Below are 14580 nucleotides of genomic sequence, written 5' to 3' on the forward strand. Positions count from 1 at the left end.
GGCCGATGGCCGATCGTGTCGTGGCGAGATCATCCCTCGTCGGTTTGGCCGGACTGCCATCCGGCCTCCCCCGCCCGGTCATTCGACCGGACGCGAAATCTATGCGGCTGAAGGGGTGCTGCGCACCCGTTCCTTGAACCGAATCACTTCGAAGCCGACCTGGTCGTTGACGTCGAGCAGGCTCGCCTGGATCGGCTCGATCTCCAGCTCGAAGAACATGTCGGTTGCCTGCAGCGGGTTGCCGAACCCGCTCGACCCTTGCGCCGGCACGATGCCGAGCAGCGCGGGCGGCGTGCGGTGCGCGGCGAGCACGTCGTCGCGCGTCGCGTTCTTGATGCCGAGGAACTCGTCCTTCGCGCCCACCTCGGCGATCGGCAGGATCTTGAGGCTGCCGTCCTTCCCGCCTGGCGCATGCACGAACAGGTTCTTGAAGTTGCCCGGCCCCTTCGACGCCTTCAGCGCGTCGCGAAGCATGGTGGTGTCGTTCTCGTCGATGTCGCCGGTGGCATAGAGGATATACCCGGCGTGGCTGCCGTTGAGGTAGTAGCGACGCCGGAACAGCGTCGCCGCCTCGTTGAGCAGCGCCGACTGGAGCGCGCTCAGATATTCGGGCACGCCGTAGATCTCCTGGTTTACGTCGGCTTGCATGACCTGGACGATGCTGCCGGGCGCGAACTCGGTCTCCTGGTTGTACGCCGGCAGGAAGAAGAATTGGCCGGGCTGCAGCCCGCGCCGGGTGTATTTCGAGAGGACGTGGTCGAGCCGCATCGTGCCGCCCAGCAGGTTGCGGATCTGCTCGAGGTAGGCGGTGCCGAACACCAAATAATCCTGCACGAACGCCGCGAAGGCCTTGCGCGACAGGAACGGCGTCGGATCGAACGACGATGCGAGCAGGTTGCGCTTGAGCATGATCGCCGAGCTGTGATGCGGCGAGACGCGGTAGGCGCGCGCCAGCCCATCGAGCGGGATCGGCGGTTCATACCAGCGCCCGTTATGCACGCATTCGATCATGTCCATGATCTCGCGGCGGTTGAGCACTGGCTCCGGGTCTCCGAAGGTAAAGGCCTGCATCGCGGTCGAGCCGCTGGCCTTCGCACTGCCCGCCTCGATCGCGCCGTTCGCTGCCGCTGCCGTCTCGGCGCGCGACATCGCCTGCGCCTTGTTCCGCCTGCTCATCAGAAGATCTCCATGCGCGTTTTCGGCCGCGCCTTGCCGTCGAGGGGTTCGTTGATGAAAATGTGCATCGCCGCCCAGGCGAGGTCGGCATGGCCGACCGCCTCGGTGCGGCTCGCCTTGAAGGTGACGGCGCGACCGCTGGTGGTGAGCGTCTTCTTGATCGACAGGAACGCCGACTGCAGATCGATCCAGCCAGCGTCATATTCGATGCGCTGACGGCTGAAGGTGTGCTGCGCCTTCATCACCATCTGCGCCTTCGCCTCGAGCGAATATTCGATCTTCACGACGCCGCGCATGCGATCCTTGAGCAACTGGTAGACGGCCGCGCCCACGCCGTTCGCATCGATGCCGAGATAGGTGCAGTTGTAGCGGGCGAGCAGCGCGAGGATCGCACTCGCCTGGGCTTCGAAATCGAGACCGCGGAACTGGTGGCGCTCGAGCAGCCGGAACTTGCCGCCCGGCCCGTCTGGCGGGAGCGCGATGACCAGCGCGGCGTTGTCGCCGTCCTCGCTTTCCTGCGGATCATAGCCCGCCCACACCTCGCGGCTGCCCACGGGTCGCTTGGCGATCGGGTTGAAATCGACCCAATCGACCATCGTATCGACGGTGCAGCGCTGCAGCTCGTTAAACTTGAACGCCGACAGGCTGTCGTCGACGAACTGGCACATGAGCAGGTTGGCGAATTCGTCGGGCGCGTACTCGATGCGCAGCTCGTCGATGTTGAAGAGGTCGCAGCCCTTCTCGGCCGCGTCCTCGATCGTGACGATCTGGCGCCAGACATTGTCCTCGCACAACCGGCCAGCCTTCAGCGCGGCGTGGCTGACATCGATCTCGATGCGGTCGGCCTTCTTGACGCGCCGGTTGCGTCGCTCGCCGGTCCAATAGCCGTGCGCCTGGTGCGCGACGCTCGACGGCGTCGAGAAATAGGTGCGTCGCCAGCGCTTGTGCATCGCCATCGCGCTGGCGACCTTGTTCAGCTCCTCAAAGCCGTAGGTCCAGAAGAACTCGTCGAAATAGAAATTGCCGTGATAGCCCTGCGCGGTGCGCGCGTTGGTGCCGAGGAAGATCAGCTCGGCCGCAGGCTCGCCCTCGGGGATCAGGTCCGAGGTGAGGACGATCGGATCGCCCTGCAGCTTGACGCCGACCCGCGCCGCGAACTGGACGATGTAGTTGCGAAAGATGTGCGCCTGCGCCTTCGACGCCGACAGGAATATCTGGTTGCCGCCACCCCGCAGCGCGTCGAGCAGCGCCTCGCGAGCGAAGTAATAGGTCGCGCCGATCTGGCGTGACTTGAGGATCATGCGGGTGCGCTGATCCTTCGCCTCCCACCAGTCGCGCTGATAGCCGAACATCTCGGCCTCGAGGATTTCCTCGAGCTTCTCGACCTGCTCGGCGGTGAAGTGGTTCTTCTTCGCCTTCTTGCGCCCGCCGACGTTGCGGTTGGCGACCTTCTCGTTGAGATCGCCTTCGTGCCCGCCAGGCGCTTCGTATCGGCGCACGCGCGCGCCCGACACGACGGCGCGCATCAACAGGTCGATTTCCTTGAAGTCGCTGCCCGTCTTACTCTCTTTGGCAATCAGCAGGTTGAGGCGGCACTCGAGCGCATCCTCGATCTTCGAGAGCGATGGCGCACCGTCCCACTTCTCGCGATCCTTCCACGCCTGGACGGTCGGCCGCTTCAGCCCGAGCTCGTCCGCGATCTGCGTCACGCCCCAGCCGCGCCAGTACAGGCTACGCGCCTGGCGCCGCGCATCGACCGGAATCGGCATCGTCGATGCGGGCAGCGGCATGCCGGTGTCGGGTGGAAGCTTGCTCATGGCGCGCAAACCTAGCCACGCGCCAGCGCCGAGCCGGATAGGCGGCTCTTGTGGAACCGGTCTCCACAAGCCCGCACGCTTGAGAAGTCAGACGGTTCCGATGCCTTTTAGCGCCTCAGAAGCCCGTGCGGCTCAGATTTTCCGAGGGACCGACCCAGATGGCCAAGAGCAAATTCTTCCGCGCTTTCGTCGAGGGCCAGACGATCAGCGATGGCCGTAAGATCGACGGCGCCTGGATCGACCAGATCGCCCAGACCTTCAACACCGAAACCTACACGCCGCGAATCAACATCGAGCACATCTCGGGCTACAGCCCGGAGCCTCCGTTCAACGGCTATGGCAACGTCGTCGCGGTCAAGGTGCAGACCGACGACTTCTCGATCGCCGGCAAGACCGAGCAGCGTAAGGCGCTGTATTGCCAGGTCGAGGACAACGGCCAGCTCGCCGGCCTGGTCGAAAAGGGCCAGAAGCCCTTCCCGTCGGTCGAGCTGACCGACAGTTATGCCGGCACGGGCAAGGTCGGCCTGATCGGCCTCGCCTTCACCGACAAGCCGGCGTCGATCGGCACCCAGGCGCTGCAGTTCTCGCGCTCGGCGCCGGGCAGCCTGTTCAGCGACAGCCTCGAGGCGGTGACGCTCGAATTCGAAGCCGCCCTGCCCGACGCCACCAAGGTCGAAAGCTCGATCGCCGGCTTCTTCTCCGCGCTCACCGCCAAATTCGCCAAGACGGCCGAACCCGAAAAACCCAAGGATCCACCCGCGCCCGCGAACGACAATGCCGCCTTTGCGGCATTCGCGACGGAAATGGGCGCCACGATGTCGGCTGCGATGACGGCCGCGCTCAAGCCCCTGATCGAAACCCAGACGCAGCAGGCGGCGGACTTCGCCGAGCTGAAGGGCAAGCTCACCAACACCGAGCAGCAGCAGTTCAGCCAGCGTCAGCCCGCGACCGGTTCGCCCGTGGCCGGCAACGTCACCGACTGCTGATCCCCACCCGCCCCCGATCGCCCGCCTCTCTCACGCCCGGAGCACCCGATGCAGACCGCCACTCGCCTCCTGTTCAACGCCTATGTCGGCCAGCTCGCCCAGCTAAACGGCCTCGATGCCAGCCTCACCGCCATCCCCGGCGAGCTGAAGCAATTCAACGTCGCGCCGGTGATCGAGCAGCGCCTGCAGGCCAAGCTGCAGGTGACGAGCGACTTCCTAAGCCGAATCAACGTCGTGCCGGTGGTGCCGCAGCAGGGCGACCGCGTCGGTGTTGGCGTGACGCGCTCGCTCGCCAGCCGCACCGATCGCAGCCAAGGCCATCGCCGCACGCCGACTGATCCGACCGGCAGCGATCAGATCGACACCTATTTCTGCAAAAAGACCGATTACGATTACGCCTGGTCGTATTCGATGCTCGACGCCTGGGCGCACCGGCCGGAGTTTCAGCAGCTCTGCCGCGATGCCGTGATCGTCCAGAAAGCCTCGGACATCATCACCATCGGCTTCAACGGCGTGAACGCCGCAGCCGAGACCAACCGCAACACCTATCCGCTGCTCCAGGACGTCAACTGGGGTTGGCTCTACAAGATGCGCACCTATGCGCCGTCGCGCGTCATGGCGCACGGCGGACTCGACAACCTGAAGGTGTATGTTTCCGACACCGGCAACGCCGATTACGCCAACCTCGACGCGCTGGTGTTCGACGCCAAGCACAACCTGCTCGCCGAGCAGTTCCGCACCGCGACCGACCTGGTCGTGATCGTCGGCAGCGATCTCGTTCACGACAAGTATTTCAAGATCGTGAGCGATGCCGGCGACAATGCCATGCAGCAGGTCGCCCGCGACGTGATCCTGTCGAGCCGCCAGCTTGGCGGCCTTCCGACCATGCAGGTGCCGTTCTTCCCGCCTAACGCGCTGATGATCACCAGCCTCAAAAACCTGTCCTACTATTGGCAGATCGGCAGCGCGCGCCGCGCGGTGAAGGACGAAGCCGCCCTCGACCAGATCGAGAACTACGAAAGCATCAACGACGCTTTCATGGTCGAGGAATACGGCAAGGCCTGCCTCATCGAAAATATCCAGCTCGGGCCGAAGGCGTAAGCGCCTCCGCACCCCCCGCCCTGCCCGCCTCTCTTCGATCAGGAACGACCATGAGCCCAGCTCGCCAACATCGGGACCGTCTCGCCGCACTGGCACTCGACGCCGACCCGTCCGCACCGGTCGCTTCGTCAGAGGGAGGCGGGCAACCGGGCGAAACCATCATCGCCGTGATCGACGCGCCGATGACGCCCGCGCGCCAACATCGTCTTCGGCTCGCGGGTATCGCCGCAGCGGCAGCAGATGCTGAAACCGCGATCGGCTCCGATGCGCCGGCCGCCCCCGGCACCGTAGCCTCGCTCGGTACCGTTGCTGCCTTCGCCGCCAAGCAGGCGCACGGCCAGATCGTGCTGCGCCTCACTCATGACTTGCGCCGGCTGAAGGAAATCCAGTCGATCGAGCGCAAGGTGGACGCCAAACGCGAGATGCTGCCGGAATACCGCCCGTGGATCTCCGGCCTGCTGCGCGCGGCCGAGGAAACCGGCATGGGGGTGCAGGACGAAGTTCTGCCCACCATCATGGTATGGGCGATCGACACCGGCGAGTGGGTCTATGGCCTCGATCTCGCGCGCTATGTGCTCGAGCATGATCTCGCGCTGCCCGCGCGCTACGAGCGCCAGCCCGCCACGCTGATCGTCGAGGAATTCGCCGACGCCGCCATCGCCGTGCTCGAGCGCGATGAGTTGTTTCCGCACGACGTGCTGTCCGAGCTGTACGAGCTGACGCGCGGCGAGGACATGCCCGACGAAGTTCGCGCCAAACTGCACAAGGCGATCGGCCTGGACTATCTCGCCGTGCTCAACCCCGCCCTCTACCCCGAGGCGACCGACGAGCACCGCGATGACAGCCGCGCCGAGGCGATCAAGCACTTTGCCCGCGCAATCCAGCTCAACTCCCGCATCGGTCTGAAACAGAAGCTCGACAAGCTGAAGAAGGACGCGCCGTCCTCGCCGCCAGCTCTCGATACGCCACCCACGCCATAACCGCGCCCAGGCGCGGCTGACCAGCTCGCCCCCGGCGCTCGGGGGCGGATCGCACACGACGGGAGGGCCGCAAGGCTGAGGGCCGTCGCTGATCCGATCCCCACCCCCGAAAACCGGAGGGCGGGCACGAAGGAACCATCATGTCGCTGCTCTTGATCTTCTGGCTCGTCCTCGCGTTCGCCGCCTGCGGCGTCGGCGCCTGGCTCACGATGGCCGGCGCGATCTCCGGTGACAGGGCGCAGGATTTCGTCGGGAATGTCCATGCTCGGATCGTCCATGTGATTTCGTGCGCGATTCGGGCGGGGATTGGCTTGCTGCTGTTCAACGTTGGCGCCGCCATGATTGGGCGCGTGCTCGGATGAGCGGCTTCAACTGCACGCCCTCGATCGTCCCGCCCGCATCGACGGTGATTGAGGCGCCGATCGCCAATGACGGCTGGTTTCCCGATATCGATCTTGCCTCGCTGCGTGAGGCCATGCGCTTGCGCGATTCGGTGACGCCCGCGCGGCTGCGCACCTCCGCGCTCGACGCGATCATCACCGTCGGCAACCAGCTCGTCGCGTGGCAGGCGCGCCAGGTCGCGGCCGGTTACGCCAGCCTAGGCGCGGTTCCAGCGCCAATCCTCGACGGCAAGAGCCGCCTGGTGCTGCTCTACGCGCGCGCGATCGGCGCTTACACCAAGGCCGAGCTGGTCGAACGCTACCGCGACGTCGATCAGACCGCAGCCGGCCAGCGCAGCGTCGGCGAGCTGGACAGCTCGATCGAGGAGTTGCGCCGCGACGGGCTGCACGCGGTGCGCGACATGCTCGGTACCACCCGCGTGTTCGTCGAGCTGATCTGATGGCCGACGTGATCCGCGCGCAGCAAGGCGACACGCTCGACGCGCTGCTCTGGCGCGAGCGCGGCCTGACCGCGAGCGACGCCGTGCGCGTGCTCGAGGCCAATCCGGGGCTTGCCGACCAGGGCGTCATCCTGCCGCTCGGCACGCCGGTCACGGTTCCAGCCAGCGCCAGCCCAACGCCGCGCGCGCTCCCCCTCGTACAGCTCTGGGATTGACGATGGACAAGCAGATTCACCAGCTCATCGAAACCCTGCTCGAGCTGCTCGTCGGGCTGTGCCCGGCCGCGCTCGGCGCGGCGGTCAGCCTCGTCTACGAGAAGGGCCTCACCTGGCGCGAGCGCTTCGTCCAGTGGGTGGTCGGAATCATTGTGAGCTGGTTCGCCGGCCGCGCGATCGGCGCACTGTTCGCGCTCAGCCCGTTCGTGCTGCAGGCGGTGTCCTTCACCCTCGGCATGATCGCCTTCAAGGCCGTGCCCAAATTCATCGCGAGCTGCACCGATGCGGTTGCCGGCCTGCCATCGGATCTCCGCGATCGCTTCCTCCCCCGCAAAAAGGATGGCGAATGAGCTACGATCGCAAGAAGCTCGAGCGCGAACTCGCGCGTGATGAAGGCCGCAAGCTCCGGGTCTATCTCGACACGGTCAAGAAGCGCTCGATCGGCGTCGGCCGCAACCTCGATGACGTCGGGATCCGCGCATCCGAACGTCTGGCGCTCAGCATCACGCTCGCGAGCGTTCTGGCCAAGGGCATCACCGATCACCAGTGCGACGTGCTGCTCGACAACGATATCGCGCAAGCGGAGCAGGATCTCGACGCCAAGCTGCCGTGGTGGCGCACGCTCGTGGATGCCCGCCAGCGCGTGCTGCTCAACATGTGCTTCAACATGGGCATCGGCACGCCACCCAGCGGCGGCAAGCCCGGCAAGGGTCTGCGCGGCTTCGCCAGCACGCTCGAGGCGATCCGCACCGGCCGCTACGCCGACGCGGTCGCCGGCATGAAGGCATCGAAATGGCACGGCCAGGTCGGCGCGCGCGCGGTTCGCCTCGAGGCGATGATGAGCACCGGAAAGGACGCGGCATGATCAAGACGGCTCTGGGGGCTACGGCCAAATGGATCGCCGGCGAGAGCGGATGGCTGGTGTTGCTCGCCGTCGCCGGCGTCGGTGCCTGGCTCTACGTCCAGTTCGCCCAGGTCCGCGCCGATCGCGACAACGCGATCCACGTCGCGGAGATTATCTGCGCAGGCATCGGCACCGGGTTCGCGCCCTCGGTTTCGCAGGAGCCGGATGCCAAGGGCAAGCTGGTGACGGTCGCCCACGCGCGCGGCGCGCTGTGCCAGCGCCGCGCCAGCGACCTCGCCGACTTCAAGGCCCGCACCGACGAAGCGACGGCCGCCACGCTCGCCAAGGCGCTGCAGGACCACGACGCCCGCCAGAATTCCGATAGCGCAGCCGCGCGCGCATCAGCCGATGCGGCGCGCGCGGCTGCCGAACGCATGGAGACAGCCGATGCCAAAGCCGCACGCACGAACATTGTCGATCATGAGTGGTTTGCTGCTGTCAACGGCGTTGCCGGGCTGCGCGCACCGGATCGTTGAAGTCCCGGTGGAGAAGCCGGTGCCCGTCGCGGTCCCCGTCAAGGATCCCGCGCCGGCCGAGCTGATCCGTTGCGCCGATCGCCCGCAGGGTTTGCCCGAGAGCAAGGATATGCTCGCGCAGATCCCGACGCCGGTGCGCGCCGCCATCATCCGTATCGCGCGCGCGTTCGCGGCCAACGCGGCGCAGCTCGATCGCCTCATCAACTGGGAAGCGCCGGGCACCTGCCCGGTCGGAAAGGTGCCGTCGAAGTGAAGAAGCCCGAGGGCCTCAAGCGCTTGCTGCTCGCCGCGGTTCCTGGCCTCGCGGCCGACCCGACGCGCCTGGCGATGTTCATCGACAAGGGCAAGCTCACCGCGCGCGGCACGGGCACGCTGTCCTTCGAATATAGCTACACGCTCAACATCGTCGTGCAGGATTATTCGGGCGAGATCGACGATCTCATGGTACCGATCGTCGCCTGGGTGGCGGAGATGCAGCCCGATCTGCTCGATCGCGCGCCCAACGAACCGTTCACCTTCGAATCCGAGATCCTCGACGGCGATGCCGCTGACGTCTCGATCGACCTCGAGCTGACCGAGGCCGTGCGCGTCGTGCGCAAGCCCGAGGGCGGCTTTACCGCGACGCACCTCGACGAACCGAGCCGCGAGGACGCTTTCGCCGGCGTATGCGGCGTGAACCTGTGGCAGCTTCTGCTCCGCGAAGACATGAACCCGGCGTCGGTGATCGCCGTTCCCGATCGTGGATGACCTCACGCATATCGAGTCGCTCGCCGGCGCGCTGATCCGCTCGCTCGCATCCGGCGAGCGCCGCAAGCTGTTGCGACAGATCGCGCGCGGGATCCGGGCAAGCCAGTCGGCCCGCATCGCGCGCCAACAGGCGCCCGATGGCGAAGCCTTCGCCGCGCGCCGGCCGAAGAAGGATCCACGCCCCGGCAACCACACCGCGAAATTCCTCTACCCGAAGGGCGCGGCCGAGCCGCGCCTGGTCCTCATGAAGAGCTGGGTCCACGATGGCCCGCTGCTGACCGGCTTCGACATCGAGGTTGGCGGCATCCGCAGCTTCTTCTGGGACAAGATCGACCGCTGGGTGCCGGTGACGCCCGAGGAACAGAACAAGGGGGCCGGCAAGTTCCGACGCCAGGGCCGTATTCGGCAGAAAGCCATGTTTCGAAAGCTGCGCAATGGCCGCAACCTTCGCGCCGACGCGACCGACCGCGAAGCGTGGATCGGCTTCACCGGCCGCGCGGCCGAGATCGCGCGGGTCCATCAGGACGGCTTGAGCGACCGGCCCGCTGCCAAGGCAAAGCCTGTCCGTTACGCGCGGCGTGTCTTGCTGGGCCTCACTGTCGCAGAGCGGAGCACCGTGCTGGATCAATTGCTTATTCAGCTATCCAGTTCTCTGGCAAGAAAAAACGAGTGATGGAAGTACCGCAATCTTCCGACACACTCCAGTCAATGCTAAGTACGCTGCGCATTGGCCGTTGGGAGTAGTTATTTGAGCGACGAATCAGAGCACTCCGGCGGTTCGCTTGTTGGTGATCTTGCCGGTTTTGGTAAGATCGGTACCGAAATTGTGAAGATGTTTGGGAAAGCGACCGGCGTGATGTACCGGCCCAAAGCCATTCGGGACGAGGCAGACGCGAAAGCGCATGAGATCATGGTACTTGCTCAAGCTCAATCCCGAGCCGATGCGCTTACCAAGTTGCGAGCTGACGATGTAAATTTCGAGTTGCAACGGCGGGCAGCTCACCGCATCGTCGCAACGGCTGTACAAGAGCAGACTAACCTTGAGAATATAGTGGAGGCGAGCCTCACGATAACTAGTCAGGCGCCCAACGATGAATCGCAGCCGTTGGACGAAGGCTGGTTTGCTCGGTTCGTGGATGACGCGAAAAAAGTCACGCAGCTTGAGCTTCAGCAAGTGTGGGCTACTTTGCTATCCCGACAGGCGGGCGGAAGCAAATTTAGCCTACGCCTTCTCGACAACCTTAAAAACATGTCACCGGAAGATATAGCGGCGTTCGAAAAATTCGTGTGGATAAAGCGCGCTTGGACAACGCTCCTTACCTGGCAGGATTATCTGGGGCCGGATCGCCACGACAACTGCCAGCTTTTGAAGGATAGTGAGCGAGAACTGCTTTTCGACGCGGGGCTTGTAAGTGATACGATGCACTTAGCAGCAAAGAATGCCGACGCGATACCGATTACTGTTATAGTTTTTATCGCTGGAACAAAATATAAGATAAGTTCCGATAAAGACCACATCTCGCTATTTAGCCTCGATTTTACTCGGATGGGAAAAGAGTTGGAACGTGCAATCGGTCCGACCCCTGACGAATTTGCTGCCGAGCTAGAAGATGGCTTGCCGGCTTTCCTACAAGGCGTCAGGAGTTCCGCTCATCACCAAAATTTTGTAATGGAGCGGGTCGAGGAAAATCCGGGTTAATCGGTCTTGACCGTGCATGGCGCTACAGGTCTTGCGGTCTTGTAGAGACCCGTTCCACAAGACCGCGCGATAGCCATAGGCTGCGCCTCCCGGCGACATGCCGGCGATGGCCGATCTCTCCAGCCCCACATCCAGCGTCGATCTGTCGCGCCTCCCCGCGCCGACCATCGTCGAGCAGCTCGATTACGAGACGGTGTACGCCGAGCTGCTCGCCTATGTGCAATCGCCGGGCGTGCTGCCGAGCTTCGATGCGACGGTGGATTCCGATCCTGCCGTCAAGCTGCTCCAGGTTTTCGCCTGGCGCGAGCTGATCATTCGCCAGCGCTTCAACGACCGTGCCCGGCAAACGATGGTCGCCTACGCCGAAAAATCGAACCTGGACAACCTCGGCGCGCTGTTCGGTGTCACCCGGCTGGTCATCGACGCCGGCGATCCGGCCAACGGCGTCGATCCCGTCATGGAGGGCGATGACGATCTGCGCGAGCGCATCGTTCTCTCCCCGGAAAGCCAGTCGGTGGCCGGGCCGGAGAGCGCCTACATCTTCCACGCACGCTCGGCGGATGGCACGATTCGAGACGCGAGCGCATCGAGCCCCGCGCCCGGCGAAGTCGTTGTCTCGATCCTGTCGCGCGTTGGCGATGGCACCGCCAGCCCCTCGCAGATCGCCGCGGTTCAAGCAGCGCTCGGCATCGTCGAGGGAAACAAGCTCCGCCCGCTCACTGACTACGTTACCGTCGCGAGCGCAGAAATCGTCACTTATTACATCGACGCGGATCTGACGTTGCTCTCCGGTCCCGATCAGACCGTCGTGCTGGCCTCGGCCCAGGCGAGCATCGCCGCGTTGGTCGGTGCCGGGGGAAAGCTCGGCGTGGACGCAAACCGGGCGGCGATCACCGCCGCGTTGATGGTCGCCGGCGTCCAGAATTTGCGGCTCAACCAGCCCCCGGCCGACGTCGTGGTGGACAAGACCCAGACGGCGCATTGCGCCGGCATCGCCGTGAGGGTGTCCGGTGTCGGCGCCTGATCTCCTCCCGCCCAACGCGACGCCGCTCGAGCGCGCCCTTGCCGGCGCGACGGCGCGCATCGATGATGTGCCGATCGACCTGGCCGCGCTCTGGAACCCGGCGACGTGTCCACCGGACCTGCTGCCGTGGCTCGCCTGGGCACTCTCGACCGACAATTGGGACACCGGCTGGAGCGACGCGCAGCGCCGCGCGGCGGTCGCCTCCGCGATCGACGATCAGCGACATAAGGGCACGCGCTACACTGTCGAGCGCGTGCTCGCATCGTTCGACGGGTTGCTGCGCCTGGTCGAATGGTTCGAGATGTCGCCGCGCGGCGCGCCTTACACCTTCGAGGTGCGTCTACCGGTGATCGACGCCGACGGCGTCGCCGGCGGTCGGCGCATTTCAGCGGCGTTCGCCCGGGCGATCGTCGATGCGGTCACCGCCGCCAAGCCGGTGCGCGCGCATTTCCAGCTCGTCCAGCAGCTCGCACAGATCGCCCGGCCGGGCGTGGTCGCGGCGGTACAGGCGACCGCCTATCGCCGCATTGATGCCGACATGCGCCACCCCGACGACGGGACGATCTGGGCCGCGCTGCTCCAGACCGAATATGGCGAGCCGCTCGCCGACGATTTCGCCACCTTCATCGACGGGACCGCCGCATGAGCGCCTTGGTTTGCACGCTCACCACCGCCGGTCTCGCCGCGCTGCTCGACGCGGCGGCGGGCGGAACGAACGCGGTTCGGATCGCCTCGGCCGGCGTCACCGCGACCGCCGTCGTCGTCGCGCCGACGCTCACGGGCCTGCCGGACGAAATCCGCCTCGGCGCGGTCGCCGGCACGCCGATCGACGCGACCACGATCCATCTCACCGTCCGCGATGAGAGCGCGGCCGCGTACACCGTCCGCAGCATCGGCCTCTATCTCGACACCGGCACGCTGTTCGCGGTCTACAGCCAGCCCGACCCGATCGTCGAAAAGGCGAGCGTCTCGACGATGTTCGCCGCGCTCGACGTCAAGCTGCTCGAAGGCCAGGCCGGCCTCGTCCAGTTCGGCGCGACCAGCTTCCTCAACCCGCCCGCCAGCGAAACGGTGAAGGGCGTCGCCTATTTCGCGACCATCGCCGAGGCGCTGGCGGGCGCGGTCGCCGACAAGCTGATCTCGCCGGCGACGATGAAGCGCTGCCTCGACAATTACGTGCTGGCCGATCGGCTCGGCGCGCCGGGCGGTGTCGCCACGCTCGGGCCGGATGGCAAGCTGCAAATCTCCCAGCGCCCGCCCATCGACCTGATCGATGTCTGGCCGGTCGCCAACGAAGCCGAGATGCTCGCGATCGACGGCACGGTCGGCGATTTCGCGGTGCGGACGGACAACGGCCTGGTCTACGTGCTCCAGTCGGTGCCGGCGTCGGTGCTCGGCAACTGGCTGGAGATCTCCACGCCCGCGCCGGTGTCGAGCGTCAACGGCAAGACCGGTGCCGTGTGGCTCAGCGCCGGCGATGTCGGCGCCGTGCCGACCGGGCGCCAGATCTACGTGATCGATGGGCCGCTCTATGGCGGCGGCAATCTCGGCGGAGACGTCGGAATCGGTCTGCGCGTCGCGTCGCAGGACGATGTGATGGGCGGCCAGCGCTGGGACCAGGTGGTCACGCCCGGCGGGCTGCTGCCGCTGATCCAGCGCACCGATGGCAAGGTCGATCGCGGCCGCAGGATCGACACTGGCGGGCTGCTCACCGGCGGCGGTGCGCTCGATGGCGACCGCTTTCTGAGCGTCGTCGCCGCTGGCACCGACGACATCATCGCCGGCCTGCGGTGGGATTTGGCGATCACGCCGGCGGGCCTCGCCAGCCTGCCGAAAAGCCTGACTCCAAACGGCTATTACATGTGGCCCGGCGGCTTCATGGTGCAGTGGGTGCAGTATCGCGGCGTTTTCACGGGCGACGCCTCGGTCTACGTGACCTTCCCGGTGTCCTTCCGCGAGATCGTGCTGCCACAGGCCGGCACCGCCTTCATCGCCGCGCCCAACAACTATCGCGACCTTTGGGCGCAGGCCACCCAGCCATCGCTCGGCGGAACCTACGTGCAGCTCCAGGCGGCAACGTCGAACGACAAGCGCGCGGATGGCTTCGATCTGATCGTGTTCGGGAAATGACCATGCTGCACTGGAGCCCCTCGACCGGACATTTCTATCACGCCGCCATTCACGGCGAGAACGTGCCCGACGATGCGGTCACGATCACCGAGGCACGGCACCGCGTCCTTCTGGATGGACAACGCGTCGGGCGGAAAATCATCGCCGGCGCCGACGGCAAGCCCACGCTCACCGCCCCGGTGCGCGCCACCACGACGATGCTGCGCCAGGACGCGGTCATCGACATCCGCGTCGAGGCGCGCCGGCGCATCCTCGCGGTCGCCTCGATCGAGCGGCAGTCGAACGACAATGCGGTGTTCGCGCTTCGCGCGCTCGGCCTCGACGCGCCCGGCACCTTCGACGCGGCTTTGGCGCGGCGCCAGCGCATCGACGCGATCCGCGCCGCCAGCAACGCGCTCGAGGCGAAGATTTCGACATGGGCGGCGGCGGCGCTCGGCAGGCTCGACGTGACCGACCCCGCCTATTGGCCGGCGGAGGCATAAGC

Annotated in this window: 19 protein-coding genes; 17 read left to right on the top strand and 2 right to left on the bottom strand. The window is 65.7% G+C overall.

Annotated elements, in window-relative coordinates:
• Window positions 1-99 precede the first annotated feature (99 nt).
• Complete coding sequence (locus BLS81_RS07210) at window positions 100-1176, bottom strand: phage portal protein (RefSeq protein ID WP_218123099.1); 1077 nt, start codon at window positions 1174-1176, stop codon at window positions 100-102.
• On the bottom strand, window positions 1176-2960 hold the full coding sequence (locus tag BLS81_RS07215; RefSeq protein ID WP_371128257.1) for a terminase large subunit domain-containing protein: 1785 nt from the start codon (window positions 2958-2960) through the stop codon (window positions 1176-1178). The genes BLS81_RS07210 and BLS81_RS07215 overlap by 1 nt, the downstream gene beginning before the upstream one ends.
• Before the next feature lie 191 nt (window positions 2961-3151).
• Here BLS81_RS07215 and BLS81_RS07220 point away from each other — a divergent pair, with 191 nt between their 5' ends.
• The 17 genes from BLS81_RS07220 to BLS81_RS07300 all read left to right on the top strand — a co-directional run bounded on the left by BLS81_RS07220 (window position 3152) and on the right by BLS81_RS07300 (window position 14578).
• Window positions 3152-3979: a GPO family capsid scaffolding protein gene (locus BLS81_RS07220; RefSeq protein WP_093222650.1), complete on the top strand. Its 828-nt coding sequence runs from the start codon at window positions 3152-3154 to the stop codon at window positions 3977-3979.
• Between the two features lie 48 nt (window positions 3980-4027).
• On the top strand, window positions 4028-5080 hold the full coding sequence (locus tag BLS81_RS07225) for a phage major capsid protein, P2 family (protein WP_093222652.1): 1053 nt from the start codon (window positions 4028-4030) through the stop codon (window positions 5078-5080).
• A gap of 50 nt (window positions 5081-5130) precedes the next feature.
• Window positions 5131-6060 (top strand): phage terminase small subunit, encoded by a 930-nt coding sequence (gene gpM / locus BLS81_RS07230; RefSeq protein ID WP_093222654.1) that lies wholly within the window; start codon window positions 5131-5133, stop codon window positions 6058-6060.
• A gap of 140 nt (window positions 6061-6200) precedes the next feature.
• Window positions 6201-6422, top strand: a complete 222-nt coding sequence (locus tag BLS81_RS07235; RefSeq protein WP_093222655.1) for a hypothetical protein — start codon at window positions 6201-6203, stop codon at window positions 6420-6422.
• A complete protein-coding gene (locus BLS81_RS07240; RefSeq protein WP_093222657.1) occupies window positions 6419-6901 on the top strand; it encodes a head completion/stabilization protein in 483 nt (160 codons plus the stop codon). Before BLS81_RS07235 ends, BLS81_RS07240 begins: the two co-directional genes overlap by 4 nt.
• Window positions 6901-7116, top strand: a complete 216-nt coding sequence (locus tag BLS81_RS07245; protein WP_093222658.1) for a tail protein X — start codon at window positions 6901-6903, stop codon at window positions 7114-7116. Before BLS81_RS07240 ends, BLS81_RS07245 begins: the two co-directional genes overlap by 1 nt.
• Window positions 7117-7118: 2 nt before the next feature.
• The gene (locus BLS81_RS07250; RefSeq protein ID WP_093222660.1) at window positions 7119-7466 is read left to right on the top strand and encodes a hypothetical protein; all 348 of its coding nucleotides are present in this window, start codon (window positions 7119-7121) and stop codon (window positions 7464-7466) included.
• Window positions 7463-7981: a glycoside hydrolase family protein gene (locus BLS81_RS07255; RefSeq protein WP_093222662.1), complete on the top strand. Its 519-nt coding sequence runs from the start codon at window positions 7463-7465 to the stop codon at window positions 7979-7981. Before BLS81_RS07250 ends, BLS81_RS07255 begins: the two co-directional genes overlap by 4 nt.
• Window positions 7978-8496, top strand: coding sequence for a hypothetical protein (locus tag BLS81_RS07260; protein WP_093222663.1), 519 nt, complete (start codon window positions 7978-7980; stop codon window positions 8494-8496). Before BLS81_RS07255 ends, BLS81_RS07260 begins: the two co-directional genes overlap by 4 nt.
• Before the next feature lie 19 nt (window positions 8497-8515).
• Window positions 8516-8749: a hypothetical protein gene (locus tag BLS81_RS07265; protein ID WP_256326110.1), complete on the top strand. Its 234-nt coding sequence runs from the start codon at window positions 8516-8518 to the stop codon at window positions 8747-8749.
• A complete protein-coding gene (locus BLS81_RS07270) occupies window positions 8746-9243 on the top strand; it encodes a phage tail protein (RefSeq protein ID WP_093222666.1) in 498 nt (165 codons plus the stop codon). The genes BLS81_RS07265 and BLS81_RS07270 overlap by 4 nt, the downstream gene beginning before the upstream one ends.
• Window positions 9236-9916: a phage virion morphogenesis protein gene (locus BLS81_RS07275; protein ID WP_256326111.1), complete on the top strand. Its 681-nt coding sequence runs from the start codon at window positions 9236-9238 to the stop codon at window positions 9914-9916. The genes BLS81_RS07270 and BLS81_RS07275 overlap by 8 nt, the downstream gene beginning before the upstream one ends.
• Before the next feature lie 75 nt (window positions 9917-9991).
• On the top strand, window positions 9992-10942 hold the full coding sequence (locus BLS81_RS07280; RefSeq protein WP_143023312.1) for a DUF2806 domain-containing protein: 951 nt from the start codon (window positions 9992-9994) through the stop codon (window positions 10940-10942).
• Window positions 10943-11048: 106 nt separating this feature from the next.
• Window positions 11049-11966, top strand: coding sequence for a baseplate assembly protein (locus tag BLS81_RS07285; RefSeq protein ID WP_093222972.1), 918 nt, complete (start codon window positions 11049-11051; stop codon window positions 11964-11966).
• The gene (locus tag BLS81_RS07290; protein WP_093222671.1) at window positions 11953-12612 is read left to right on the top strand and encodes a phage tail protein I; all 660 of its coding nucleotides are present in this window, start codon (window positions 11953-11955) and stop codon (window positions 12610-12612) included. Before BLS81_RS07285 ends, BLS81_RS07290 begins: the two co-directional genes overlap by 14 nt.
• Window positions 12609-14096, top strand: coding sequence for a hypothetical protein (locus BLS81_RS20710; protein WP_093222673.1), 1488 nt, complete (start codon window positions 12609-12611; stop codon window positions 14094-14096). Before BLS81_RS07290 ends, BLS81_RS20710 begins: the two co-directional genes overlap by 4 nt.
• Window positions 14093-14578 carry a hypothetical protein gene (locus BLS81_RS07300; protein WP_093222674.1) on the top strand — a complete coding sequence of 162 codons (486 nt, stop codon included), beginning with the start codon at window positions 14093-14095 and terminating at the stop codon, window positions 14576-14578. Before BLS81_RS20710 ends, BLS81_RS07300 begins: the two co-directional genes overlap by 4 nt.
• Window positions 14579-14580 lie beyond the last annotated feature (2 nt).

It is taken from the genome of Sphingomonas sp. NFR15 (assembly GCF_900103265.1).
Taxonomy (GTDB): domain Bacteria; phylum Pseudomonadota; class Alphaproteobacteria; order Sphingomonadales; family Sphingomonadaceae; genus Sphingomonas; species Sphingomonas pollutisoli.